General features: G+C 58.3%; 19 protein-coding genes and 4 pseudogenes. 11 read left to right on the top strand and 12 right to left on the bottom strand.

Annotated elements, in window-relative coordinates; genetic code table 11:
- The first annotated feature begins 30 nt into the window (after positions 1 to 30).
- From ACSQ83_RS24270 to ACSQ83_RS24260, 3 genes are read left to right on the top strand one after another with little or no spacing between them, the layout of a single operon-like run.
- On the top strand, positions 31 to 606 hold the full coding sequence (locus tag ACSQ83_RS24270) for a metallophosphoesterase family protein (RefSeq protein WP_436229883.1): 576 nt from the start codon (positions 31 to 33) through the stop codon (positions 604 to 606).
- Entirely contained in the window at positions 603 to 1886 is a 1284-nt protein-coding gene (locus ACSQ83_RS24265; RefSeq protein WP_436229882.1) for an MFS transporter, read from the top strand. Before ACSQ83_RS24270 ends, ACSQ83_RS24265 begins: the two co-directional genes overlap by 4 nt.
- Before the next feature lie 33 nt (positions 1887 to 1919).
- Positions 1920 to 3167, top strand: coding sequence for an arsenic transporter (locus tag ACSQ83_RS24260; protein ID WP_436229881.1), 1248 nt, complete (start codon positions 1920 to 1922; stop codon positions 3165 to 3167).
- 62 nt (positions 3168 to 3229) lie between these two features.
- On the opposite strand, the gene ACSQ83_RS24255 is transcribed toward ACSQ83_RS24260, so the two are convergent.
- Entirely contained in the window at positions 3230 to 4012 is a 783-nt protein-coding gene (locus ACSQ83_RS24255) for a DUF4239 domain-containing protein (RefSeq protein ID WP_436229880.1), read from the bottom strand.
- Between the two features lie 363 nt (positions 4013 to 4375).
- Here ACSQ83_RS24255 and ACSQ83_RS24250 point away from each other — a divergent pair.
- Positions 4376 to 4964: pseudogene (locus ACSQ83_RS24250) on the top strand (flavin reductase family protein); the annotation flags it as partial.
- Positions 4965 to 5174: 210 nt separating this feature from the next.
- Here ACSQ83_RS24250 and ACSQ83_RS24245 read toward each other — a convergent pair.
- On the bottom strand, positions 5175 to 5543 hold the full coding sequence (locus ACSQ83_RS24245) for an NUDIX hydrolase (protein ID WP_414954563.1): 369 nt from the start codon (positions 5541 to 5543) through the stop codon (positions 5175 to 5177).
- Positions 5544 to 5794: 251 nt separating this feature from the next.
- Here ACSQ83_RS24245 and ACSQ83_RS24240 point away from each other — a divergent pair, with 251 nt between their 5' ends.
- Positions 5795 to 6706, top strand: coding sequence for a CHAD domain-containing protein (locus ACSQ83_RS24240; RefSeq protein WP_414954562.1), 912 nt, complete (start codon positions 5795 to 5797; stop codon positions 6704 to 6706).
- 173 nt (positions 6707 to 6879) lie between these two features.
- On the opposite strand, the pseudogene ACSQ83_RS24235 reads toward ACSQ83_RS24240, so the two are convergent.
- The 9 genes and pseudogenes from ACSQ83_RS24235 to ACSQ83_RS24195 all read right to left on the bottom strand — a co-directional run bounded on the left by ACSQ83_RS24235 (position 6880) and on the right by ACSQ83_RS24195 (position 16328).
- Positions 6880 to 7693: pseudogene (locus tag ACSQ83_RS24235) on the bottom strand (porin).
- Positions 7694 to 7968: 275 nt separating this feature from the next.
- Positions 7969 to 8172, bottom strand: a complete 204-nt coding sequence (locus ACSQ83_RS24230; protein WP_436229879.1) for a hypothetical protein — start codon at positions 8170 to 8172, stop codon at positions 7969 to 7971.
- A 972-nt stretch (positions 8173 to 9144) separates the two neighbouring features.
- Entirely contained in the window at positions 9145 to 9879 is a 735-nt protein-coding gene (locus tag ACSQ83_RS24225; protein WP_414968033.1) for a Crp/Fnr family transcriptional regulator, read from the bottom strand.
- Between the two features lie 523 nt (positions 9880 to 10402).
- A pseudogene (locus tag ACSQ83_RS24220) lies at positions 10403 to 11892 on the bottom strand (carbohydrate-binding module family 20 domain-containing protein); the annotation flags it as partial.
- Between the two features lie 38 nt (positions 11893 to 11930).
- Positions 11931 to 12095: pseudogene (locus tag ACSQ83_RS24215) on the bottom strand (hypothetical protein); the annotation flags it as partial.
- Positions 12096 to 12241: 146 nt separating this feature from the next.
- On the bottom strand, positions 12242 to 13045 hold the full coding sequence (locus ACSQ83_RS24210; protein ID WP_414954862.1) for an enoyl-CoA hydratase: 804 nt from the start codon (positions 13043 to 13045) through the stop codon (positions 12242 to 12244).
- Positions 13046 to 13056: 11 nt separating this feature from the next.
- Positions 13057 to 14700, bottom strand: a complete 1644-nt coding sequence (locus ACSQ83_RS24205) for an acyl-CoA synthetase (RefSeq protein ID WP_436229878.1) — start codon at positions 14698 to 14700, stop codon at positions 13057 to 13059.
- Between the two features lie 183 nt (positions 14701 to 14883).
- Complete coding sequence (locus tag ACSQ83_RS24200; RefSeq protein ID WP_436229877.1) at positions 14884 to 15975, bottom strand: flavin-containing monooxygenase; 1092 nt, start codon at positions 15973 to 15975, stop codon at positions 14884 to 14886.
- Positions 15976 to 16022: 47 nt separating this feature from the next.
- Positions 16023 to 16328 (bottom strand): hypothetical protein, encoded by a 306-nt coding sequence (locus ACSQ83_RS24195; protein ID WP_414954865.1) that lies wholly within the window; start codon positions 16326 to 16328, stop codon positions 16023 to 16025.
- A gap of 272 nt (positions 16329 to 16600) precedes the next feature.
- On the opposite strand from ACSQ83_RS24195, the gene ACSQ83_RS24190 reads away from it, so the two are divergent.
- The 3 genes from ACSQ83_RS24190 to ACSQ83_RS24180 all read left to right on the top strand — a co-directional run bounded on the left by ACSQ83_RS24190 (position 16601) and on the right by ACSQ83_RS24180 (position 19210).
- The gene (locus ACSQ83_RS24190; RefSeq protein WP_436229876.1) at positions 16601 to 17707 is read left to right on the top strand and encodes a catalase family protein; all 1107 of its coding nucleotides are present in this window, start codon (positions 16601 to 16603) and stop codon (positions 17705 to 17707) included.
- Between the two features lie 294 nt (positions 17708 to 18001).
- Positions 18002 to 18193, top strand: a complete 192-nt coding sequence (locus ACSQ83_RS24185; protein WP_436229875.1) for a hypothetical protein — start codon at positions 18002 to 18004, stop codon at positions 18191 to 18193.
- A 288-nt stretch (positions 18194 to 18481) separates the two neighbouring features.
- Positions 18482 to 19210, top strand: coding sequence for a cytochrome c biogenesis CcdA family protein (locus tag ACSQ83_RS24180; RefSeq protein WP_436229874.1), 729 nt, complete (start codon positions 18482 to 18484; stop codon positions 19208 to 19210).
- Positions 19211 to 19227: 17 nt separating this feature from the next.
- On the opposite strand, the gene ACSQ83_RS24175 is transcribed toward ACSQ83_RS24180, so the two are convergent.
- A complete protein-coding gene (locus ACSQ83_RS24175) occupies positions 19228 to 20124 on the bottom strand; it encodes a LysR family transcriptional regulator (protein WP_436229873.1) in 897 nt (298 codons plus the stop codon).
- 90 nt (positions 20125 to 20214) lie between these two features.
- Here ACSQ83_RS24175 and ACSQ83_RS24170 point away from each other — a divergent pair, with 90 nt between their 5' ends.
- The 3 genes from ACSQ83_RS24170 to ACSQ83_RS24160 all read left to right on the top strand — a co-directional run bounded on the left by ACSQ83_RS24170 (position 20215) and on the right by ACSQ83_RS24160 (position 25598).
- Complete coding sequence (locus tag ACSQ83_RS24170) at positions 20215 to 21174, top strand: SDR family oxidoreductase (protein ID WP_436229872.1); 960 nt, start codon at positions 20215 to 20217, stop codon at positions 21172 to 21174.
- 252 nt (positions 21175 to 21426) lie between these two features.
- Positions 21427 to 22674, top strand: a complete 1248-nt coding sequence (locus ACSQ83_RS24165; RefSeq protein ID WP_436229871.1) for a serine hydrolase domain-containing protein — start codon at positions 21427 to 21429, stop codon at positions 22672 to 22674.
- Positions 22675 to 23258: 584 nt separating this feature from the next.
- Positions 23259 to 25598: an ATP-binding protein gene (locus tag ACSQ83_RS24160; RefSeq protein ID WP_436229870.1), complete on the top strand. Its 2340-nt coding sequence runs from the start codon at positions 23259 to 23261 to the stop codon at positions 25596 to 25598.
- The last annotated feature ends 65 nt before the right edge of the window (positions 25599 to 25663 follow it).

The raw sequence follows: 25663 nt of genomic DNA, 5'->3' as shown, positions 1-25663 counted from the left end.
CCTTTCGGTTCAAGAGCGAGTCGCGAAATCATGCTGAGTTGGGTTCATTTCGGTGATCTGCACATTACGAACGACGATGATTACGAGAGCGCTCCACATCTCAAGCATCTGGTGAGCGTCGTCAATGAGAAGGTCGCCCACGCCGTCGATTTCGCCTACCTTCCGGCCGACAACGCCAACAATGGGACGCCCGAACAATACGCGCGCATTCGCGCCGCATTAAGCGACCTGCGCCTGCCGGCCCACGCCATACCCGGCGATCACGACTTCGAGCCGGGAACGCTAACGGCGTTTCAGGCATTTCATATTGCATCGATTGACGGGCACCGCGTGGTCATGCAGCCGGTCATGGGTGAACGTGCCGTGTGGCAAGCCGTCTTGCCGGTCCCGGTCAATGTCGACGACTACATGCTTACCGTAACCGCTGCCGGAAGTGATGGCGCGGCGGCGTCCGACGCGCTGCAGGTGCTGACGAGGCAGGACGCGTCGAACCGTTCACTGCTGGATGCCCCACCGGGCACCGATGCGCACACGATCGGCGAATGGCGTGAACACAGGCTGCTCGGCTCGCAGCTTGGGCCGAACAAGAATGGTCGTGCGTGGTGAAACCCACTCGACCGCTCGAAGCGCTGAATTTCTTCATGGCCGATGTACAGGCCGGGATCGGGCCATTTCTCGGCGTCTTCCTCCAAGCGCGAGGATGGGGCACCGACCTGATAGGCACGGTGATGACGATTGGTGGAATCGCGGGGATGCTCGCGACCTCGCCAGCCGGTGCTCTGGTCGATGCCACCCGGCACAAACGCGGGGTGATCATCGTTGCAGGGATCATGACGGTGCTGGCGTCGCTGCTGCTTTGGGTATCGCATGGATTCTGGATGGTCGCGGCCTCGCAAGTGGCAACCGCCATTACGGGCGCAGCACTCGGCCCTGCCCTCGCCGGGATCACGCTCGGCATGGTAAGCAAGCGAGGCTTTGACAAGCAGTTCGGCCGCAACCAGGTCGCGAATCATGCCGGTAATACGGCTGCCGCGGCACTGTCAGGCTGGCTCGGCTGGCGCTACGGGTTCGGGGCAATCTTCGCGTTAAGCGCTGCATTCGGAGTGTTGTCGGTGATCGCCGTACTGCTGATTCCGGCGAACGCTATCGATCATGATCACGCGCGCGGCCTGGAAAAGAGTGGTTCACCCGGCCAATCGAAGAACGAGGAAGACAGGGATGGGGGCGAAGTCAGCGGCTTTCGCGTCTTGCTCCAGTCGAGGCCGTTGTTGGTACTTGCTGCGGCCCTGGCTATGTTTCACCTGGGTAACGCAGCCATGCTGCCGTTGTACGGGCTTGCGATCGTCGCGGCCAAGCAAGGTGACCCGAACGCGTTCACCGCGGCGACGATCGTCATCGCGCAGTTCGTCATGGTCATCGTCTCCCTGTTTGCAAGTCGCCTGATCCAGTGGCGCGGTCACTGGTGGGTGATTCTGATCACCTTTCTCGCGTTACCGGTGCGCGGAGTGGCCGCAGCGAGCGTGATGCATGCGTGGGGCGTGTGGCCGGTTCAAGCGCTCGATGGCATTGGTGCCGGTTTGCAGAGTGTGGCGGTCCCCGCGCTCGTGGTGAAGCTGCTTGACCGGACGGGCCGGGTGAACGTGGGCCAGGGCGTTGTCATGACGGTTCAGTCTGTAGGCGCGGCGCTGAGCCCGGCAATGGGCGGTGTGCTCGCGCACCGGTTCGGATATCCGGCGGCATTTCTCGTGCTTGGAGCGGTATCGACAGGATCAATTGTGCTCTGGCTTGGGTTTGGAAAAGGCCTCCGGCATGCATGCCGGGACCCCGAAGGTGAGGCCGCGCAAACGCACGAGCACGGCGTAGGCCCCTTGTCGACGACAACGTAACAAACCCTTTTACTTCTTTGAGACGTCGCTTTTGTGAATCCTATTTTTATGTCGTGGGGAATTGCCGCGTTGGCGACTGCAGGTGTCATCACGCGTCCGTTCAAATGGCCCGAGGCTGTGTGGGCGGTGACGGGTGCGCTATTGCTCGTTGTGCTGGGACTGCTGCCTGTCACACAGGCCTTGCAGGCGGTAGCCAAAGGGATCGACGTCTATCTCTTCCTGTTCGGCATGATGGTGCTGTCGGAAGTAGGCCGCCGCGAAGGCCTCTTCGACTGGGTCGCCGTGCTTGCGGTAAACCACGCCAAGGGCTCACCCAAGCGCCTGTTCCTGCTCGTGTATCTGGTTGGCGTAGTGGTTACCACCTTTCTCTCCAACGATGCCGCCGCTGTCGTGCTCACGCCAGCGGTCTTTGCCGCAGCGAAGAAGGCAGGCTCGAAGCCGTTGCCGTTACTCTTTGTCTGTGCATTCATCGCGAATGCGGCAAGCTTCGTTCTCCCGATATCGAACCCCGCGAATCTTGTTCTCTACGGCAACCATACCCCCGCGCTTGGCCCGTGGATGGCGCGCTTTATCGTGCCGTCGGTGCTGTCGATCGTCGCGACCTACATCATGCTGCGCTGGTCGCAGCGACGCGACCTGCAGGGGACGTGTGAGTCTGACCTTAAGGGCGTTGCATTGTCCGCAAGCGGGCGGGTCGCGCTGGGCGGCATTGGTGTGACTGCAGCTGTCCTGCTGATCGTATCCGCGTTCGATATCCAACTTGGGCTTCCGACCGCCATTCTCGGCGCGTTGACTGCGGCGATTGTCCTCATCAAGGAACGTTCATCGCCGATGCCCCTGGTGAAAGATATCTCGTGGAGCATATTGCCTCTCGTCGCTGGCCTGTTCGTGATGGTCGAGATGCTTCAGCAAACGGGAGTGATCGCGCACCTTGCGCACTATGTGCAGGCGGCAACCCACCGCGCTGAAGTGGCGAGCGCCGCTTCAGCGGGCGCTGTAATCGCCATGGCCAGTAACTTCATGAACAACCTGCCTGCCGGCCTGATCGCAAGTTCCACTGTCGCTCTGGCTCACAGTCCTGAGCGGGTCATCGATGCGTTGCTGATCGGCGTGGATCTGGGACCGAATTTGTCGATCACGGGATCGCTGGCGACGATTCTTTGGCTGAACGCGATACGCCGCGAAGGCGAAGACGTCAGTTTCATGAAGTTCTTGAGAGTCGGTGCGGTCGTGATGTTTCCCGCGCTGATACTGGCAATTGGTGCCCGGGTTCTGATCTAGCGCGTCAAGGAGATGCTCATGAACAGCTTATGGATATACCCGATCGTTATTGCCGGCTACGGTCATCGATCCTCAGGCATCACCTGCAACAGCGGTTCCGGCGTCAGCGCGACATCTCCTGTAAAGGGCCGATCGTGGGAGAGGATGAGCAAAAAGGTGGTGGCGAGTGCCACCGAAAACAGGCCCAGTGCCACGGCAGATGTCAGACGGTTGTCGCAATGAACGAACGCGATGGCGAACAGCAGGCACGCCGCCAGAGACGCCAGGCACAACCATTTGACACCGTTCACTTCGCTGCGACTGATCAGGATGCGCTCGCGACGCACTTCAAGAGCATGCTCCAGGGACGCCGCGACCTCGCGCTGCGCCGTCTGCTGTCCAGGCGTAACGACTGGCAGGGATAGCGTGAACTTCAGTGCGTCGTTCAGCGTGGGAGGACTCACGCTAAGCGTGACGGCTCCCTTCGCCATGAGCGGCCATTCAGTCGTCGCCGTGTACTGGATGTAATCTCGGACCATCCTTCGCAGTTCAGTCTGGGCGTCCTTCGGCAAAACGGCAGACATCACAATAACCGATCGCAGCGCGCTGGCTTCAGTGGCGACCGCGACATTGGCGCGCGCTGTATCGCTCCAGACCTGCGAGGCCGTGAAGGCGATAAATAAGCCAAATATGATACCGAGTGGAGAAAGCAGACCGGGCGAGATTGCCTTGATTGATCGCCCATGTGGACCGGCAGCAAGCCATCCGGTGAAGAAATGAACGGCCGCGCCCGCGAGAAATATCGCACCGAAAGTGACAAGTGCCATCAACCATAACGGCAGCTCATGTAGCCATGTACTCATCATTGTGGTTGCGCCGTGCGCAGTCCGAACTGAATATTCCTGATAGTCGGGAGGTCCAAATCCCCTCAACCAGACCACGAAGCTCTATCGGTAGTCTGTGCGCCCGACCACGTTGCGCTGTGATGACCGAATAACCCTAGCCCTCAGCATTGGATGGTTGTAAGCGCGCGATTTCGCATACGTAGCTTCCGTGGATGAGCGTGCACCAAACTGCAGGGGGTCGATCCACGCCGCCCGGCGCGCGTTTAACAACGCGTTCTCCGCTCGCAGACATCGTTGCGATGCAGAGTAACGAAGCAAGAATCAGAGGGTATGAAGCGCGCACCGGCCGCACCATGGGAACACTTACCCACGGAGCAAAAACTCATGAATGCGCCTCACGTTGTAGCCGAACCCAACATACTGTATTTCGGCACACCCGTTGTTCTGATCAGCACCGTCAACGAAGACGGCACGCACAACCTCGCACCGATGTCATCGGCGTTCTGGCTGGGCTGGCGAGGCGTGCTTGGCTTTGCGTCCGCATCGCAGACCACCCGCAATCTGCTTCGCACCGGTGAATGTGTGCTAAACCTGCCGTCGATCAACGAGGTGAGCGCGGGTGGGGTCCGATACTGTCAAGGCACCGCGCGCACTCGAATGTCCGATTCAACTGGAAGCAGTCGTTGCGGCAGTTCACGGCATTGGCGAAGACAGTGACGAACTGCGCGGCTTCATCAGCTTGATCGAAGTGCGGATCCAGCGCGTCCACGTCCATCCTGATTTGCTCATGGAAGGTCACGCCGATCGTATCGATCCGGACAAGTGGTCGCCATTGATCATGAACTTCCAGAAGTTCTACGGGCTCAGCGGACAAGTGCATGCGTCCCGACTTGCAGAGATACCGGAGAGGGCGTACCGAAGCCCGGACATTGACCGGGCGTGGGAACAGGAACTGACGGATCAGTGCGCATAGCATTCTGCGGCCAGGGCCGGCCATGTTCGGCTCGGCCCAATCCGGCAGGACTTGACTTTCACGGGTCGAAAAATCAATTTCAACCCGGTGGTTCGCAAGCTTACGATTGACCAACGTGACACCGGCCTCAGGCTGACGGGCACTCAGTAAATCAGCGCCTCATACTTGCTTGCGCCAACCCGGCGCCAACCCCGCCCCAACCCCGCGCAGCTATCTTTTACGCCGTTGACCCATGAGTTTCACGATGTCGATCGTCGGCTCACTCGTTAAGAGGCGGGAGATGTCTTCAACGTGCACCCAACGGCATTTGGAGATCTCATTGCTCGGGCGAGCCTTGGCCCGGTTCGAGATTTCGCAAGAGAACACGTGATGGTGCTTTTGCTTGCCACGAACGTCGAAGAGATATCTGGCTGACTTCCCGGAAAGCCGCGTCTCTTCCTTGAGTTCCCGAAGGGCGGCGTCCGGGAGTTGTTCTCCGCGCTTCAGGATCCCGCCGGGCAAAGCCCATTTCGACTGACGACGTGCAACCAGGAGGATTCGCTTACCTCGGCGACAAATAACGGTGGCGCGTGTCTTCAAACTGAACTCCCACTTATCTCTTCTTGGTGTCTTCGAGGCGCACTCGGCGCGCCAGCCTGTCGGGCAATGCTTGATATAAATGAGCATGCTAATACAGAATCGCAGATGCTCGTCGGCGTCTCTAGTGACAGCGGTCTCCACGCCACAATTTTAAGAGTCGTTTCATCAAATCGTCACGAAAAGTGAATTCAAAAACATCATTGTGCTAATGTCGGGCAAAATAGTTTTTTGCGCGACGCGAGGCTTCAATGGTGGACATGGATGCTGACTGGCCCTTACCACGGCCAATCAATCTCTTGAAGGAAGATCGGCGGTCAGCTGATTCAGAGTTATCAAGAACAGGTTCAATCGCAAGCACTTTCTCATCACTGGCGACTCCCGTTGTTGCCGATGCTGTGCGGCGGGCGCGAGAGCTGACTATAAATTGCGATGCCGAAGGATTCCATCAGCTTCGCGTCGCATTCAGAAAGCTGCGTGCCTTGTACTGGGCTTATTCCCCATACCTCGGCGAAGAAACAACCGCACATGCCACTGAAGAGTTCAAGCGCCTCGCTGCGGTAGCCGGTGGAACGCGCGACTGGGACGTCGCCGGCGATCTTTTGAATGCTGCACAAGCGTCACGCGCATCAATGGGACTGCTAGTGGCGGCCGCGAGGGAAAAGCGCGCACAGGCAGTCGCGCATAGTCAGACGATGATAAAAAGCGACCACGTCGAGGCGTTCTTGAATGACGTCCTGCTTCGCGCGCAAGCAACCCTCGAGTCTCGCTGCAACGACCTTCCCATTCGGGAGTTCGCCGAGAATCGCGTTCGTCGTGCGCAGCGCGCATTAAAGAAGCGCTGCAAGCATGCAACGCGTCACGAAACCGCCGAAGAAGAAGACCTCCACAATGTCCGCAAGGCAGGGAAGAAGCTGAGATATCTGCTTGAGTTTTTTGAACCTGTCATCAAGAACGGACACGACCGCAGCATTAAAGAGTTGACGTCGGTGCAGAACAAACTCGGGCAGTTCAACGACATTGCCGCCAGTGAGACCTTGATCCGGGGTGCGTCATTCGAGGACGTTCCACCCGAAGTCGTGCAAGAGTCACTGCAATGGCTTGAAAAGCAGAAGTGCCGGAGAATGCGCGCAGCATCGCGGCGTGTTCGAGCCATCGCAAGTTAAGTCTGCCGGGACTCACTGCTCACGGCGCAGTTCGACCCGCCAATTTTTTCTCCACGCCGACCCGCGCGATCGCTGTAACAAAAACGTCATAATGGCTCTTTCCGCCGGACTGTTCCATGTTCTGGCGAATCCACGATTCTAGCGGCAGTCGGCAATCACTCACATCGATCAACTTAGAACCGGGTGCGAATTCCGACCGTACCAACGACTTGATTCGCTGTCGACGAAGCGCCACCTGATGTATTGATGAACGCCACAAAGTGGTTTCCGATCGCGTGTTGGTACATCGCCTCCGCATACACGTCCGTGCGATCGCGCCACCCGTGTTCGCCGTGCTGTTCGAGCCATTGGTCTGCAAATAACCCGCGGCGACATTCAATGGACCGAAGCCGTAGCTTGCTCCGAAGCTGTACGCGCGATTCTGGGAGAAGTTGGTCGAATTGGAGAATGCGTAAAGAGTGCCGAACTTGAACCCCGCGTAGTCGGTGCTCATATACTTGATTGCGTTGCTCATGCGCACCGAATGGTTCAGGTTATCGTTGTCAAACGGGTGCGCGAACCCTGTATCGCCGAACGTACCCGCTGTGCCCGACAATGGCGCAACGAAATCAACCAGTGAGTCATACTGACGACCTAGCGTGATCGCGCCATACTGACTGCTTGCCAGGCCAACATAGGCTTGGCGCCGAACTCGCGGCCGTCCTGGCCGAGCTTGCCGGACTGAATGTTGAAACCGTTTTCGAGCACGAAGATAGCCTTCAGGCCGGCACCGAGATCCTCTGCGCCGCGAAAACCAAAGCGGCTCCCGTTGATATTTCCGCTTGTAGCCTGGAACAATGAGCCGCCCGATCCGCTCTTCGATACGTTGTTCGTGTACATGAGACCAGCGTCGATGATGCCGTATAGCGTCACGGAACTTTGTGCATGCGCTACCGAAGCAGCGGCAAATCCGAGGGAAGCCAAAGATACGTACAGGGTTCTTTTCATGGCGCGCTCAAGGAGTTTGTTGGAGGGGTGAAAGTCTTATTTTTTAAAGATTTCTACCCTACCGAAACGCTTAAGCCGAACTTTATTTTTTTTGCACTCCGCAGCAATTTTTCATTCACTCGTCATTGATCGCGTCGTCCTTGCCGGGCGCGACTTATTTTAAAAGCTACGCGCCATGCAAGCCTGAGCCGCTGAGCACTTCGCGAATGTCGCAGGAGAAGTGCGACAAGAATCAGCAACGCAGACAGAGCCGAACCTAAGAGCACGCTCGAGGTTCACTTGGTATCAAATGTTGCGCGACTTACGGTTGCGTCGACAGCATCATCGGCATCCACGCGTATTTCGACAACCTTCGCGACGACGCTATAAAAAAACGCGTCGAGTTCTGCCAGCGCGGGATCGCTTAGCTTGATGCTGCCGAAATGACGCGATACCCGCGTCGCGACCGCCTCACTTTGCTCCGAAAGGGTATGGACCATCCGGTCCAGTTCGTCCAGGTGACCGGTGCAACTGGACCGGGACTTGCACCCCTCCCTCGCTGCCCGGGCCCGCGCGGTCATCTGGTCCGAGGGAAAGACGTAAAGAGCCCGCGTATAAACGCGCGCGTTCCAACGCGCGTATAGAGCTCCGCATGCTCTTCGAGCAGTAATTGCTGGAGTGCGTCGAGATTGCGTTTGAGCTTACTCGATGCTTGCACAGAGGCAAGCGCCTCGTTCTGCTCTCGCGTCTGGCGCATCGCCAGCGCGGTGTTCAGCCCGATGGCAGAAAGTATGAAAACGACAGCAAGGACGGTCAGCACCTAGGTCCAGCGGGACACTGAACCCTTGAGTTTGGCGGTGCGGGGGCTATCGAAATACTGCTTGGACGTCTCTCCTGCTGCAACATCGGGTTGCTTCACTTCATCCGCCTATTAGGCCGTCACGTCGTTGATATAACGGATGATTTTGAGCATTCTTGAGTGAGCTGACAGTTGAGCGGCTAAGAACTTCAGCATGTGGGACCGTTGGAGTGCACTGGCCGCTAGCGAGGCGAACGTCGCTGATGAGGTACATTGATTTTCGCGCAGATGCTACAGGCGCAAATTGTCAACGCCGTGACATTCTGAAAGTCAGGCCGCCGACTTTTCGTACAGGGACCAGACATAGCCGCCGGGTGCAGATCCGCCCCGAGAAGGGCAATTGCACCGGCTCACCGCGGTTTGAAGCCGCGGGTGCTTGCGAACTCGATGAAAGTAAGAATTAGCTTCCGACGATGCAGATGATGCGTGCCCGTCGATCGATGATCTCAAGAAACCGCGTTGCGTCGACCGTTGTCCCACTTAACGCGATGACTACACTGGCGCGGCCGATCGAAACGCGGCAATCCTTCTTTGGCATGAGAGGACGAATTCCTCCCGCCCTTCCTGCTTGCCCTAAAGTCTGTCCGAGCTGAACCCATCAGCAAGACCACGCTTAGCAGACTTCTTCAGCCTGGCGCACGCGCGGCAGCATCCGGTCGAACTCGCGCTTGACGATGCCATAGCATTCACAAGCACGCGCTTCCAGGCCGGCGCGATCGAGCACCTTGATACAACCACGGCTGTGATGGATCAGGCCCGCGTCATGGAGCTTTCCTGCCGCTTCCGTGACCCCTTCACGACGCACGCCCAGCATGTCGGCGATCATCTGTTGCGTCACCTGGAATTCGTTGGACGGCGTACGGTCGATCTCGATCAACAACCAGCGGCACAACTGCTTGCTCAGCGAATGGTGACGGTTGCACGCAGCGGTCTGCGCAATTTGCGTCAGCAGCGCTTGCATGTACAGCATCATCAGGCGACGCAGGAAATCCGAGCGATTGAACTGCTCGCGCAAAGCGGAGGCGCTCATGCGATACGCAAAGCCCGGGCATTGAACCTGAACGCGCGTCGGCATGGTGTCGCCGCCGGTCAGGATAGGAACGCCGGTCATGCCTTCGCGGCCAATCGCGGCGATCTCCGCCGAGCTGCCATCTTCCATCGAGTGAAGCAACGAGATGATGGCTGTCGTCGGGAAATACACGTGATGAATCCGTTGACCTGAATCGCAAAGCAGTTGGCCTGTACGAAGCTGAACGAGTTCCAGGTGCGGCGTGAGCGCTTCCCATTCGTGCGCCGGAAGCGCGCCCAACAGATGATTGCCGTGCAGGTCTGATTTGAGGGTCAACATGATTTTTTTCTCTGATTCGTGCGCTGTGCGCCTATTTTTTATACTGGTCCGCCTCGCGTCTTCGTGATGCATCTGACGGCATTCATCGAAGACATGTTGCGACCAGCCCCGTAAGCAGACTCGCCGAAGTCGTGGGTTATTTTTAGACTCCGGCTAGTGCTGCACCACACATAAAGCGAGGACCGTGCCAGATCTCTGAAACCCAGTACCAGCATGGAGCCTCGTTGGATATGCAGCAGCACACAATGGGGACGAGAACGTTTTTGATTCACTCTTGAACAGTACAAACCCGAATGAACATTATCTGTCCGATCAAACGCGCAAACGCTGTCGTCAGGTCAATGCCTTACTGGAAGGGCGTCCGAGTTTTGAAGCGATGCTTGAAAGCACCGGTTTGCTGGCGGCAAAACCCTAGTCGCATCAGCATTTCCCGGCCGTTTTAAAAGTGATACAGAAATGTCTGCTCAATCCGGCGTGGCCGGGGACGTTTGCTTTCCGCATGATTTGAAACGCCGCACAATATTCACCAACCGACCGTATCGTCTAATGCTGCGCCGCCCGACGCCGGTACGTTCAGCGTGCGATTGCCACCTCCGGACACGTTCTCCCACGTCACGCTTCCATCGGCATTCTAGCGGTAGTACTTGTATTGAACACTGCTGCTCGCCGGCAGATTCACCGCGTTGCTCCACACCGGATAATTGGCCGGGTCCACCGGCAGTCCGAGGTCGGTGTTCCAGTTGCCATGTGCGTCCGTGCTGCCGGTTATATACAGGTACTGCCCCGGCTGCGTCGTGGCCTTGACGCTGATCGTGACGCTAGCCTGCCCGCTCGCCGGCGGGACCACGCAATTGCTATAACGCGCGCGCACAATGAACGGAATATCGACGACCCGGCCCGCGTGAATCGATGCAAGCAGGCTGATGTACTCACCCATCGCCCAGTTGAGCGGCGCCATGGATTTTGGTCGGTGCGCCGGCAGTGAGTCCCCGCGGCGTCACGACCTGCCAGTTGCCGGGCAGAGTGACCGTGTTGGTCCAGATCTGTTCGGGGATGAAGCCTTCAGGCGTTGCGTAGGACCTGACGGCGTTGAGGTACGCAGTGCCGCTGCTGCCGGCTCCGCTGCTCGCGATGCTGAACATTCCGCGCTCGGCTGTAAAGATGTGCCACGCGCGGCCGACGCCAGTGCCGTCGAAATTGCTGCCGTCATTGTGTTCGCCGTCGCCGTCGAAGTTATAGCGGAACCACGCCTGGTTCGAGTCCTTCACGTTCATCGCGAGCACGGCGTCATAGGCGGAAAGTGTACTCACAATAGTAGGATCGTTGGCACGCTTCACGCCCATGCGCACCAACTCGAGAAACCCCCCGTCGACCACCGCGCGTTCATCCTGCATGCCGCCGCCGTTCTTCACGAGAAAGGTCTGACCAGAGTCGGGGATAGCTGGTGGGCTCGTAGCTTTGCCCGCCGCTGCCAGAGCTTGCGGTTCTGCTCTTGTTCGCCGGATTGATGCGGACATGGTACTTGCCGCTTCCGTACGCGCCGCTGCTGGTGTAGGTCCAGTGCGTGACGTTCTGTTGCCAATAGTCGGCGGCTGCAAGGTAGCTGCCTGCGCGCGCGTTATCGCCGTTGTCTTCTGCAATGCGCGCAGCGGCAACGAGGCCCGCCACCTCTGCGGCTATCTTCGACGGCGAGTAGCCCGAGTCCTCTTCCCATCGATCCTGATACGTCCACGGCCCTGTACGGAGAATATAGTCGGCGGTGAGCGCGATCTTCGGCCACAACGCGTTATAGACGGCCGGACCGAGACGCCACGCGAGCAGGATCGGCATGGCTTGCTCGTCCATCTGCGTCCCTTGCCAGTAGGACCAACCGCTTACCCCCGCATTCTGCGGGAAGCGGCCAACGCGGCTGAATCCTTGCGCGCAACCATCGGCATCGTATTCGGCGGTGCCGCAATCCGTCTTTTGCTGCAGCGTATTGAAGAGATAGTTGACGACGGTCGCAGGCGTCGTACGGATCGATAAGGCTGAAGCTTTTCCTCATCGACGAACGTGCCGGCGGCATCGCCAACGAGGAACTGCAAATCGACGGACTCCGTTGTGTCGAGCACCGGGTAATACACCTCCGACACAACGCCGCGATAGCCCGTGAAGTACACCTGCGACGTCGCACTCAGCGCTGTCCCGAGGAAGGACTTCTGCGCCGGTCCATGCATGGCAGCCGCGCCTGGAGTGCCAAAGGCTTCACCGGAAGTTGCGGCATGAACGGCGCCTAGAAACAGCGCCGCCATTGCCGCGATGGCCCACCGAAACCGGGTCGCAAGTGTCATGGCATGCCCTTCCCTGGCTCCGCGTCAGTCAGCTACGTTTCGCGCCACCGCGGCGGGCGCTTCTGGATGAACGCCTCGGTTCCCTCAAGCGCTGCCTCGTCCATCATGTTGCGCGCCATTGTGTCGCCAGCGAGTTGATACGCTGTATCAATGCCCGCTTCCAGTTGCCGATAGAACAGGCTCTTGCCGGCGGCGATCGCCGCACGCGGCTTTTCACTGATACTCGTCACGAGCGCACGAATTGCATCGTCCAGCTCTTCGGGCTCGGCGACTCGATTGACAAGGCAGCGCTCACACGCGGTTTGTGCATCGATAAAGTCGCCGGTCACAAGCATTTCGAATGCCGCCTTGCGAGACAGATTGCGCGACAGCGGCACACTGGGCGTCGAGCAGAACAATCCGAGGTTGACCCCGGACACAGCGAAGCGAGCGGTGCTTGCGGCCACCGCCAGATCGCACATGGCGACCAGTTGACAGCCCGCCGCAGTCGCAACGCCATGCACCCGTGCAATCACAGGTTGCGGCATGCGCTGGATGGTCAACATCATCTGCGAGCAGCGAGCAAACAAATCCTGGTAGTACGCGTATGACGGTGTGGCTCGCATCTCTTTCAGATCGTGGCCCGCGCAAAACGCACGGCCCGCGCCGGCAAGCACAACGACACGCGCATCGGACGCAGCCACCTCATCCAGGCTGCGCTGCAGCGCGTCGATCAATGCTTCGGACAACGTGTTAAATGCGTCTGGACGGTTCAGCGTTATCTGTACCGCGCCGGGAATGCCGTGGATATCGTGATCGATAAGCACGAGTGGCTCCAGACTTGCGCCTTCGTTCATGTTCGCCTCCGTCATACGTCAATGGCCGATACCGATCCGGCGCGCTTACGCAATTCGAACTTCTGTATCTTCCCGGTTGATGTCTTCGGCAACTCGCAAAACTCGATCGAGCGCGGCACTTTGAAACCCGCAAGATGGGCTTTGCAATGCGCGACCAACTCGGCTGCACTCACCGTTGCGCCCGCCTTTAACTCGACGAAAGCGCAAGGCGTCTCACCCCAGCGAGGGTTCGGCTTCGCGACGACGGCGGCCGCGAGTACCGCCGGATGGCGATACAAGACATCTTCAATTTCGATGCTTGAGATGTTCTCCCCGCCCGAAATGATGATGTCCTTGCTGCGGTCCTTGATCCGGACATAACCATCCGGATTGACGACCCCAAGGTCGCCGGTGTGAAACCAGCCGCCGCGTAATGCTTCCTCCGTCGCGGCGGGATTCTTCAGATAACCCTTCATCATGATATTGCCGCGAAACATGATCTCGCCGATTGTCTCGCCGTCTGCCGGCACTTCCTCCATCGTCAAGGGATCGCGCACCGTCACGGCATCTTGCAAGTGATAGCGCACGCCCTGCCGCGCATTCAGGCTCGCGCGTTCACCTATGTCGAGAGTGCTCCATTGAGCTTGCTGCGCGCAGACGGTCGCCGGGCCATAGACCTCAGTCAGGCCATACACATGCGTCAGTTCGAAGCCAAGCCGCTCCATGCCTTCGATCATGGCCGCAGGCGGCGCCGCGCCGGCAACCATTGCATGGACGCGGTGCGTGATCCCGGCTTTCATCTTATCGGGCGCATTGACCAGCAGGTTCTGTACGATCGGCGCGCCGCAATAGTGCGTCACCCGCTCGCGAAGAATCAGGTCGAAGATTGTTTTAGCATCGACCTTGCGCAAGCATACGTTGACCCCCGCGCGCGCAGCGACGGTCCAGGGGAAACACCAGCCATTGCAATGGAACATAGGCAGCGTCCACAGGTACACCGCATGCTTCGGCATGTCCCATTCGAGGATGTTGCTGACCGCGTTGGTGTACGCCCCGCGATGGTGATAGACAACGCCCTTCGGATACCCTGTTGTCCCTGATGTGTAGTTTAGGCAGATCGCGTTCCACTCATCTGATGGCGGCGCCCATTCGAACGCAGGATCACCGCTCGCCAGCAGCGCTTCATAGTCGAGTTCGCCAATGCGCTCACCCGGGCCGGCATATTCGGTATCGTCGACATCGATGACGACAATCGGGTGGTCTACATTCGCAACGGCCTCGCGCATCACGGCGGAGAATTCCCGGTCGACCAGCACTACTTTCGCCTCGCCGTGATTCAGCATGAACGCGAGCGTGCTGGCGTCGAGTCGCGTGTTGAGCGTATTGAGGACTGCGCCGATCATCGGGATACCGAAATGCGCTTCGACCATCTCCGGGATATTGGGCAACATGACGGCGACCGTGTCGCCAACGCCAATGCCGCGGGCGCTTAGCGCAGACGCCAGACGCCGTGTGCGCGCATAGGTCTGAGCCCAGTCGCGCCGCACCGCACCGTGCGAAATGGCGGGCATTGCCGGATAGACCGACGCTGCCCGTTCGATGAAGATCAAAGGTGTCAGCGCCGCGAAGTTGGCAGCGGTTTTGTTCAATCCCTCTTCGTACATGTCGTTGCTCATCGCATCTCCCTTGTCCCATTTAGCCTTCGATTTTTCGAAGGTCTATCCGAATGCGAGGTTCGCCGCCTCGCGCTTCGCACTCGATATTACGCGCGATAGAGCGCAGTGGCGGGATTGTTGGTTTTGGTTGTCTCGATTGACGAATGCCGCGAGCCACGCAGGCCCTCCGGGCGCCCACCGTTCCTACATGCGTGTGATTTCGTCTGCAACCCGTTGCGCCTCGATTCCGATTTCGCGCAACATGCCGGTCGGTGAGACGACAAACCCGCAGTAATGCAGCCCGGATTTTGTCTCCCCGCCGGTCAGTTCGCTCTGCGGCGCCAAGAGAAAATCGCTTCCCGGACGAAACCCTGTCGCGGCAATAATTGCGTCGAAGTCCCGCGAATGCCCATCGTCAAACGTGATCTCGGTCTCGCTCATCTCGCGGATGTCTCCAAGCACCTGAATGTGCCCCTCGCGAACCAGTTTGACGGTACCGATATCGATGAGCGGAATACGCGTCTTCGTCTTGATTTGCGTGAAAGGACCCATCGAGAGTTTGCGGAAACCGAGCTTGGTAATGTCTCCGATAATGAGCCGCACGAGTGGCGCAGCGAGCGCATCAGCGAGTCGCGCGGGAAGGCGGCTCAACGCGATAGAGACAGCGAGTACGGGCACACCGAAGATCTCGCGCGGGATGATGTTGACCGGTCCGCGAACTGCCATTGCCACTTGCGCACCGTGTTCATGGAGATCGATGGCAATCTCTCCGCCGCTGTTGCCGAAGCCGACGACCAGAACGCTCTGGCCTTGGAATGACTCGCCATTGCGGTACTCGCTGCCATGCAGGATGCGGCCGCGGAAGCGCTCCTGGCCGCGCCACCGCGGTACGTATGGAACCGCGTTGCAGCCGGTGGCCACGACCACTTGCCGCGATTGATAGACGCCGGCCGTCGTGGTTACCGTCAATCCGGGATTGCGTGGACGAACCGTCCTGACCTCCTCGTTGAAGTGCGGTGCCAGCTCGAAATGCCGCGCATACAGTTCGAGATACTCGACCACTTGTTTGCGCGATGGATAACGCGGCGTTCCAGCGGGAAACGGAAAATAAGGCAGGGTAGAACGGTCCCGGTCGGAGTGAAGGTGCAACCGGTCATAGTGATGACGCCAGCTCGACCCGACGCTGCCCGCGCGCTCCACAATCGTGCAGGACGCTCCGCGCTTCTTTAGACACGCAGCCACCGCGAGGCCTGCGGGCCCGGCGCCTATCACGAGCGTGTCTAACTTCTGTTCCATCTGCGAACTCACCAGACGTGATTTTCAGAGACGCCAGAACCAAGCGGTCAAGCGCCCGCTTTGAACGGGGGAACGCCCTTCAGCGAGGCCGCAAGCTCCGCGCGTACCGTATAACGAGGCGCGGCCATCCACGCGACCAGATCCGCGTGCAGATGATTAAGCGTGCGTTCATCGAGGTCGAAATCTCCGTCGAGCCGGTCGCTGTTATCGCTCTCGTCGTGCCGTAAATGAATGCCCCTTATCTCGTAGCCGTCCCAGTATGCAACCGTCTGCTCATTAAGGTCGGCAGTGGTGCCGAGCGGCCGGTTGCGCAACAGGGTGGTCAACGCGGGTTGAATCGATGCGTAGTCCATTTCCATATTCCGCTTGGTGTCGCTTAGAGACGTGCAGCGCGGAAAAATTCTCGTCATACGATTTATTGCCGGATGAAATGTTGCCAGGCGGCGGCGCTACGCGGCGTGGCGACTCTTTCTTGCGCCGGCCTCATACGCGAAGCACGCTCACTCACCCCCTCACTCCGCCGCCACCCATCGGCTTGACCGACTGCGGGAACATCCCTTGCACGGACGATGAAACAACAACTCGCCTTCAGGACACATTCGTCCCCACATAGCGGAGCTTATCCATGTCAAGTTTGCAAGCCATAAAGCCCTTACCCTACGACTCAACGTTCGAGCAAGTCCCTGAAGACGAGGCTGAAACGACGCGTGAATTGATAGAGACATTGCGCAGTATTCTCGATACGACTTCGCACGACTACGGCCATGCGGACCGCAGCGTGCATGCTAAAAGCCACGCCTTGCTGCAAGGCGAATTGCATGTGAATGCCGGACTTCCGGCGGAATTAGCCCAGGGACTCTTCGCCACGCCCGGTAATTATCCCGTCGTATTGCGATTTTCGACCAATCCCGGTGACTTGCTTGCAGACAGCGTATCGACGCCGCGCGGTCTCGCAATCAAGGTCACGGGAGCGAAAGGTCATCGCCTGCCAGGAGGCGAATCCGCTACGACGCAAGACTTTGTCATGCAGAATGCTCCGGCATTTACGGCGTCGACCCCGAAACAATTTCTAAAGACGCTGAAGCTGCTGGCAAGGACGACCGACAAGGGCCCGGGCATGAAACAAGCCTTATCTGCGGTCATGCGTGGTGTTGAAGCCGCGGTAGAAAGCTTGGGCGGTGAAAGCGGAACCATCAAGAGCCTGGGCGGCCACCCCGAAACCAACATCCTTGGGGAGACTTATTACAGCGTCGTCCCTCTCCTCTACGACGACTATTTCGCGAAACTTAGCATTGCTCCCGTGTCTCCCGGTTTGACCGCCTTGGCCGATGCGCCGGTCGATCTTAAAGACAGACCCGACGGTCTGCGCGAGTCGGTGAAGGAATTCTTTTCATCAAGCGGCGGTGAATGGGAGTTGCGCGTTCAACTCGCAACCGACATTAAGAAGATGCCCATTGAGGACGCGGCAAAAAAGTGGCCCGAAGATGAAAGCCCTTACGTTGCAGTTGCGCGAATCGTCGTGAATTCGCAGCCGGCATGGTCCGATGCCAGATCAACTGCGGTAGACGATGGAATGGCATTCAGTCCGTGGCATGGGCTAAGCGCCCATCGCCCGCTTGGCGGAGTGAACCGGACCCGAAAGCCCGCGTATGAGATGTCTTCCGAGTTCCGCCAGAGTCATAACGGATGTCCGTTCCACGAGCCAGGATCGTTTAGTCCACTGCCTGAATAAGACCTTTGTCGGCCATGTTGCTCCGTGTTGTAATTTGCCGGCACGGAGCGCCCTCATTGGGTCATGAAGCAGCGTAAGTGCAACTTGGAAACTCTGCGACTAGCCGGTTGCAAGGACGGCGCCACGCTCAATGCGGACAATCGATTTTTTGCGCTGTCCGCAATCCGCCGTTATTCGACGTGAATTCCAATAGCCGTCAGAACCGGCGCTCCTTATCTTATAGGATTGATCGGAGGCGCGAATGGACGCAAAAATTGTCGCGATCGTAAAGTCGAAAGGGATCTTGGCAACGCATTGGCAATTCGCTTCACAGTAGAAAATAACGAAGGCCGGGCATTAGAGGGCACCGTCTCGCTCGCCGAGGCAATCGAGTTCGCAAACCGTGGCGATCCAGGTCCAGTCGCCGAGATGTGCCGCGTGATCAAGACCACGCCGCCGCCCGATTTTTCCTGGCTCGTTGGACGGATTTTCAGAGACTCGCGTTAAACGATTAGCTGAACATATCCAGAACGTTTCTCGGGCCGCGCGCACTGCGTCATTCCGGAAACGGAGCGAGTGGCCTTTTCCTGGCCAACCCAGGCTGCAAATCAACACTTTTCTGATTCTCCACGATGGACAACTCCAGCTTGCCACCCTGGCGTGCGCGGAGATTTGTGTCGCTGTGTATCCGCAGCATTCCCTGACACACAACGTTGCACCGGCGCTTGCCGTCGACACAAGCCAGATACGCCCGGGCGTTCCAATACGGTCATACCAGCCAACGGAACGCTGATCGTGCACAACACCATTGAAACACCGCTCGCCTTGCTCGCAGGCTTGCTCACCATTGCATCGCCTTGCATCCTGCCGGCAATGCCGATCCTGCTCGGCACCTCGGTCGAGCGGCCAAGCCGCGTCCGCCCCTTGTTCATCGTCGCGGGTTTTATCCTGACGTTCGCCTCCTTCGCGATGCTGCTCGGCGCGGTGTCCAGCACAGTGCACGTGGCCCAGCAAGTGTTGCGCAATACCGGCATCGCGTTGCTGGCGCTCTCTGGACTGCTGCGCGTGTGGCCACGTCCGTATGACTGGCTGGTGGCGCGTCTGCAACCGCCATTGCAACGCATGAGTGCCGCGTTCTTGCCTGGGGTTCAAACCGGGACGCAACCCGGCAGCGGCAACGCGGGCGGCTTCGTGCTCGGCATGTCGCTGGGGGCGGTGTGGACGCCCTGTGCCGGGCCCGTACTGGCATCCATCCTGGTGCTGGTGGTCAAGGCTCAGGACCTGGGCTGGTCGGCGCTGCTGCTCACCCTGTACGCTATCGGGGCTGCCATACCCATGCTGGCAATCATCTATGGCGGTCATTACATGACCCAGCGCGTCCGGATAGTGGCACGTCACGCCGAACGCTTGCAGCAAGTATTCGGCGTGCTCGTCATGCTCACGGCGATCGCGATCTACCTGCAAGTCGACGTCCTGGTCTACGCGTGGATCGCCGCCATTTTCCCCTCGCTGAAAGGGCTCTGATCCAGGGTGGCTCTTCCCTACGCTCCGTGAACGTATCGATCCAGCCCTTCAGCGAGGGCTGCAAACGCGACCTTACAACTTGGGTTGTCGCGCAGGTCTTCGTGCATGGCTAGCCAGGTATCCAGTCGAAGCGAAATCTTCTCGGGGAAGAGACGGATCAAATCACGGTTGGGGTCAGCAAGCCCGATTTGGCACATTCCAATACCAAAACCGGCACGCAACATCGCAAGCGAAGCGAGGTCACTGTCAGTGCGCAATGCCATCGACTCCCGGCGCAGTTCGGACAGCTTGCCTTTCACGCTGCGGATAAAAGCGGTTTCCTTGTCGAAGCCTATGAGCGCATGGTTAGCCAGCTCGTCGATATTCGCCGGCTTGCCGCGACGTTTCAGATAACGCTTGTGCGCGTAAAGCCCAAGCTCGACATCGCCAATCCGGCGCGCAATCAATACTCCCTGGCTTGGCCTCTGCATTCGTACCGCGATGTCGGCTTCGCGCTGCAGCAGGTCTTCCATCCGGTTAGACGGCATCAGTTCAATGATGAGTTCGGGGTAAGCAGCGTGCAGCGCGGTGATGATAGGCGGCAGCACCTCCACGCTAATGACGTCGCTGGCGGTAATACGGATGGTGCCCCCGACTTTCACGCCCTGACTCGATGCAGCCCGCAACAGTGCAGCACTATTCGATTCCAGCGCCTCGGCAAACGGCTTGAGCGTCAGCGCTTCCTGCGTGGGGCTAAGGCCCTGTTGCGTGCGGACAAAAAGCGCATAGCCCATGGCCAGTTCGAGCGCATCCACATGACGCCCGACCGTAGGCTGCGTCAGTCCTAGCGCACGCGCCGCGCCCGAAAGCGAACCCTCGCGCATCACGCCCAGGAAAGTCCGGTAAAGATCCCAGCTAGGCTCCGTATCAGTCATACAAAAATGTATATCAGCTCTATTGGTATCGATAATTTCATTTAACCGCCGTCTGCGCAAGAATAATCACCATTACTTCAGGAGGCAAAGATGAAAGACACTCGCATGGCGTTGGTTTTAGGGGCTACCGGCGGCATTGGTGGCGAAGTGGCACGGCAACTTGCTGCGCGTGGCTGGAAGGTCCGGGCGTTGCATCGCGACCCCGCCGCGCTGACTAATCGCGATGACCGGTTCGAATGGGTCAAGGGCGACGCAATGAGTCGACAGGATGTGATTGCAGCCGCAGACGGCGTGCAGATCATTGTCCACGCGGTCAATCCGCCAGGATATCGCAACTGGGCCGCATTAGTACTTCCTATGATCGACAACACCATTGCCGCGGCGCGTGCTTCCGGCGCGCGGATCGTGTTGCCGGGCACGGTCTATAACTATGGCCCGAACGCATTCCCTGTATTGCGCGAATCGTCGTCTCAAGAACCACTCACGCATAAGGGTGCAATTCGTGTCGAACTGGAGCGCCGCCTCCAGGCGGCAAGCTCCGACGGCGTGCGCAGTCTTGTCGTGCGGGCTGGCGATTTTTTCGGCCCCGGCAGCACCGGCAATAGCTGGCTCTCAGCAGGTATCGTTAAACCCGGCAAACCGGTTCGCTCGATGTCCTATCCAGGGAAGACCGGTATCGGACATCAGTGGGCCTATGTGCCGGATGTCGCGCAAACCATGGTGCGGTTAGTCGAAAAGGAAATTCAGTTGCCTGTTTTCGCGACCTTTCATATGCGGGGTCATTGGGACGCCGACGGCACGCAAATGGTCGGTGCGATCAAACGCTCGGTCGGCGAGCCTGACGTGAAGGTACGTGCTTTTCCCTGGTGGGTGCTTCCAGTGATGTCGCTGTTCTCAGAGACGTTTCGCGAGCTGCGGGAGATGCGCTATTTGTGGAAGGAGCCCATACGCATGGAGAATGCTTCGTTACTGGCAACGCTGGGAGAGGAACCGCATACGCCTTGGGACGAGGCGGTCAAGACTACCCTTGGGTCGATGCGTTGCATCTAAGCGTCGTGTCGTCTTGTTGTCTGCGTGACTTGCACGGCGTTCGGGGGGTAGGCGACGTGCGGCCTATCCTCCGTTAAAGCAATCGGGTTGAAAGAAAATCACGCCGCGTCACGAGACGTCAACGCTTTCCGTGTGTGAATCGTTTAATTGAAATCGCTACTTGGACGTAGCGCTTGTGAGCAATGCGATTAGCGGTGGAAATCTATTCGCAAGTCTCGTCACACGACTCGCAAGACAACAAGGAGCAGGACTGTGCGCAAATGGGTAGAGCCGGTCATTCCCCTTCTTCTATTGCTTGCGGCGTGCAATGCCCACGCACAGGCGGGCCCTGTTTTTTCGGCCACCGGATATGCCGCCGACGCCTATGGCGCACAGGAAAACTATCCGCTGCCCGTGCCCGGAAAGGCCCGGACACAAAAAGAGTTCGTGGGTTACTACACGCACTTCGCCAACGTGAGACCTGTGGACAAGATAGCAAAGGGAACCGGTCCGACGTCGCCGCTAAAGCGCGCCGATAGCGAACTTCCGCTCAGCTACCCCTACGACAGCCACATCAGGACAATAGGCAGCTATCTCGACCGGAACCCGGTCACCGCCTTGCTGATTGCCCGCGACGATACGATTCTCTACGAGCATTATCGATACGGCCGAAAGGACAATGACCCATTCATGTCGCAGTCCATGGCCAAGACCATCGTAGGCATGCTGGTCGGCATTGCTGTGTTCGAAGGCGCTATCCGTTCCATCGACGACCACGCAGACGCCTATGTTCCCGAACTGGCCAACACCGCTTACGGCGAGACGCCGATTCGCGACCTGTTGCACATGTCCTCCGGCGTCGCGTATCACGAAGATGGCATGCCCGGCGACGACCGCGACAAGCTTGGCCGGGACTTGTTGAATCCCAAGGGGGTTGGCGCAATTGCGGGCGTGAAGCGATTCAACGTGCGCGAGCGCGAGCCGGGCACTCACTTCAACTACGCAAGCGCTGAAACCGAAGTCCTCGGCCTCGTTCTTAGCCACGCTGTTCATATGTCGGTAGCGCAATATGCAAGCGAGCGCATCTGGCAGAAGATGGGCATGGAGTCCAACGCCTCCTGGGGGAAAGACCCGACCGGGCAAGACATTACGTATTGCTGTGTCAGTGCAACGCTGCGTGACTGGACTCGCCTTGGCTTGATGATGGCGCACGATGGAATGTGGAACGGCCAGCAAGTCGTCCCGCGCCAATGGCTGCTCGATGCGACCACGGTCAGCTCGCCCACGAGTTTTCTCGCGCCCGGGCACGCAAAAACGTACATGGGCTATGGTTATCAAGTGTGGATCCTGCCGGGCGATCGCCGCGTGTTCGCGTTGGCGGGTATGGACGGACAAAGAATTATTGTCGACCCGCGCTCCAAGCTGGTGCTGGTTCAGACAGCCGTATGGACCAACGATCAGGATCCCGGCATGCTCGAAGTCCTCGCGCTATGGAATGCGTTAGTCGAGCAATATGGTTAGCCATCTTAAGGATTTGGTCATCCTGTACAACGCGTACAACATTGTTGTGAAATCGCGCGAGAATTGACGGGCTAGGTTTGAGGGGCGGTGGCACCCTGCCTGCCCCAGTGTTGCGCCTTTGGCCGCCTCTTACCTGAGGCGCTCAGCCTTCCGGTTCGGGTCGAAGCAATTGGGTAAAGAGCCTGATTCAGTAAAGCGCCTGTTAAGCGCTACCCGCCCGGCAAAAAATATCTCGCGCGGCAATTCCTTTGAATCATAGCCAAGCGCGTTTAAAAGGTTCACGCAAACGTTTAACCTTTTATTCGGCCTCAGAGAATCGATTAATTCCTTGATGTTAACGGCTTAATCTCGAAAAACTTTAGAGCCATTTTCGTCTTCATTCTGTTGCGTAAATCAGAAACAGCGCGCTAGCCAAGCCCAGAAAGGATGCTTCGGGTAAACGACATTATTTCTCTTAAGCAGTCACGTATTAGTAACATTAATTGAACACTATTCGAGTCTCTTAAAGAATCGCCTATTTGCACAGGGCCGACCTGTTCTTAGTCAGGGCTTGATACACCAGTTTAGCCCGGGGAGTTACTCGAATGACTATCCGTCATCGCATTACGTTGTTGGTCATCCTGATGTTCGTCGCTTTATCCGCGATAGGCGGTTACGCCGTTTATCAAACGCGGCGCAGCGCCTCTGAAGTCAGGCAAGTCACGGAAGGAGTGGTGCCCAGCGCGCTGGCTTCCGCGGACCTCGTTTCGCAAGTCAAGGACGTGCAACTCGCCACCATGACGCTGGTGTATTCGCCGGATGGCAACGTGGTCGCACAAGCGCAGGCCGCATTGAACGACAAGAAAGCGTCCTTGCAGCAAGCACTCGCCTTCCAGGCACGCAATGCGCACAGCCACGCTCAAGTCGGGCTGGTAAGCCAGGCTAACGACAGCCTCGAGAACTATTTCTCGTCCATTAACGACACCGCAAAGATGAAAGCTGCGGGCAAGAACGAGCTCGCGCAAGCGTTCTTGTTTGCCAACGTGGCCCAGTACCGGGACGAACTTGAAGGGATTGTCGAGACCCTTCGCATTGAGAAGAACCGCGAGAAAGACGAGGCCATTACAGCACTGAACCACACGCTCGCGACCACCACGACCGCTATCGCGACTGTGACGGGTATCGCGATTGCGCTGCTAAGCCTGATTGGTTCGCTGCTCTATCGCCAGATCACGCGACCGCTAAGCCGCATGCAAGCGATGATGAGCGAGATTGCCGCCAGCCAGGACTTCACCCGTCGCGTGCCCGTGGGACGGATGGACGAGATCGGTCACTCTATTGTCGCGTTCAACGGAATGATCGAAAAGATCCAGGAGAACTCGGCCTTGCTCAAGCAGAAGACCGCGGACATCCAGGCCATGTTGCAAAACATGCAGCAAGGCATCTTGACGGTTGTATCCGGGGCGGTTGTTCATGCCGAGTACTCCGCGCATCTTGAAGCAATCTTCGAAACGAAAGACATTGCAGGCCGCAGTCTGATGGACCTCGTGTTTTCCGACACCGACCTTGGCTCCGACGTGCTCTCGCAAGTGGATGCGGCGAGCCACGCATGTCTGGGCGAAGACAGCATGAACTTTGAGTTCAATCAGCACTTGCTGGTACACGAAACTACGAAGCGCATGCCCGATGGCCGCATCAAGATACTCGACTTGAGCTGGTCCGCCATCACTGATGAAACCGACACCATCGCGCGCCTGATGCTTTGCGTGCGCGATGTTACCGAGCTGCGCGCACTCGCGGCTGAAACCAGCGAGCAAAAACGCAGGCTGGAAATGATTGGCGAAATCCTCGCGATCAATCAGGAAAAATTCCATCACTTCATAGAAAGCTCGACCAGCTTTATCAGCGAGAACGAACGGATCATTCGCGAGCATCGTCAGGCTAACGGTGCGGCTATTGCAGAGCTGTTCCGCAACATGCACACGATCAAGGGCAACGCGCGCACTTACAGCCTGCAGTACCTGACGGACATTGTTCACGAGACCGAGCAGAGTTACGACGAACTGCGCAAGCCCGACGCGCAGCGGACCTGGGATCAGGAAGGCCTGGTACAGGAACTGGCGCGCGTGCGTGAAGTGGTCGAGAGTTACGCCGAGATCAACGAGGTTAGCTTGGGACGTAAGGGACCGGGGCAAGGCGGTAACGCCGAGCGATACCTGACGATCGATATAGAGCATATCCAGGAAAGCCTGCGTCAACTCGAAGCCATGAACGTAGGCAACCCGGAAGACCTGATCGAGATGCGCGACTCGGTGAGTCAGACTTTGCGCCTGCTCGGAACCGAAAGTATTGGCCAGGTCCTCTCGGGCGTGCTTGACTCGCTTCCTTCTCTCGCGACGGAACTCGGCAAGGATGCACCCGTGGTCCGCATTCGCGACAACAATACCCGCCTGCGCAGTCACGCCAGCGGTGCGTTGAAAAACGTGTTCATGCACCTGCTGCGCAATTCGATGGACCATGGAATCGAGACGCCTGAGGCGCGCACAGCACAAGGAAAGACGCCGGTCGGCACGATCGATATCAACGTGCAACTCGAAGAAGATGCAGTTCGCATTACGCTGAAAGACGATGGCCGCGGCCTTGCCTTAGGGCGGATTCGTAATATCGCAATTGAACGGGGTTGGGTCGGCAGTGACGAGAAGACCAGCGACGAAGAGATCGCCGATCTCATCTTTCGTCCGGGATTCTCGACTGCCGAGCAGGTCACGGAAGTGTCGGGCCGCGGCGTGGGCATGGACGCCGTGCGCGACTTCCTCAAGCGCGCGAACGGCAGCATCAAGCTGAGCTTCTCCGATGATCGTGAGGGTGCGGAATTCCGCCAGTTCGAAACCGTTGTGTGTCTGCCGGACGATGTCGCCGTCGAAAGCGCCGGTATACGACCGTAACGCGAAGCAGATGAAGTTTCTGCCTAGCACTCGCCCAAACACGCAACAACGCATCGATCGAAACC

The organism is Caballeronia sp. LjRoot29, from assembly GCF_964252755.1.
Lineage (GTDB): Bacteria > Pseudomonadota > Gammaproteobacteria > Burkholderiales > Burkholderiaceae > Caballeronia.
The sequence above is the reverse complement of the archived record's forward strand: the minus strand, read 5'-3'. Positions and strand labels throughout refer to the sequence as shown.

Coding starts and splice junctions, on each gene's coding strand:
- ACSQ83_RS24270 (WP_436229883.1), top strand. CDS start 31: ATGCTGAGTTGGGTTCATTTCGGTGATCTGCACATTACGAACGACGAT.
- ACSQ83_RS24255 (WP_436229880.1), bottom strand. CDS start 4,012: ATGATGAGTACATGGCTACATGAGCTGCCGTTATGGTTGATGGCACTT.
- ACSQ83_RS24230 (WP_436229879.1), bottom strand. CDS start 8,172: ATGGTCCATACCCTTTCGGAGCAAAGTGAGGCGGTCGCGACGCGGGTA.
- ACSQ83_RS24225 (WP_414968033.1), bottom strand. CDS start 9,879: ATGTTGACCCTCAAATCAGACCTGCACGGCAATCATCTGTTGGGCGCG.
- ACSQ83_RS24210 (WP_414954862.1), bottom strand. CDS start 13,045: ATGAACGAAGGCGCAAGTCTGGAGCCACTCGTGCTTATCGATCACGAT.
- ACSQ83_RS24205 (WP_436229878.1), bottom strand. CDS start 14,700: ATGAGCAACGACATGTACGAAGAGGGATTGAACAAAACCGCTGCCAAC.
- ACSQ83_RS24200 (WP_436229877.1), bottom strand. CDS start 15,975: ATGGAACAGAAGTTAGACACGCTCGTGATAGGCGCCGGGCCCGCAGGC.
- ACSQ83_RS24195 (WP_414954865.1), bottom strand. CDS start 16,328: ATGGACTACGCATCGATTCAACCCGCGTTGACCACCCTGTTGCGCAAC.
- ACSQ83_RS24190 (WP_436229876.1), top strand. CDS start 16,601: ATGTCAAGTTTGCAAGCCATAAAGCCCTTACCCTACGACTCAACGTTC.
- ACSQ83_RS24175 (WP_436229873.1), bottom strand. CDS start 20,124: ATGACTGATACGGAGCCTAGCTGGGATCTTTACCGGACTTTCCTGGGC.
- ACSQ83_RS24170 (WP_436229872.1), top strand. CDS start 20,215: ATGAAAGACACTCGCATGGCGTTGGTTTTAGGGGCTACCGGCGGCATT.
- ACSQ83_RS24160 (WP_436229870.1), top strand. CDS start 23,259: ATGACTATCCGTCATCGCATTACGTTGTTGGTCATCCTGATGTTCGTC.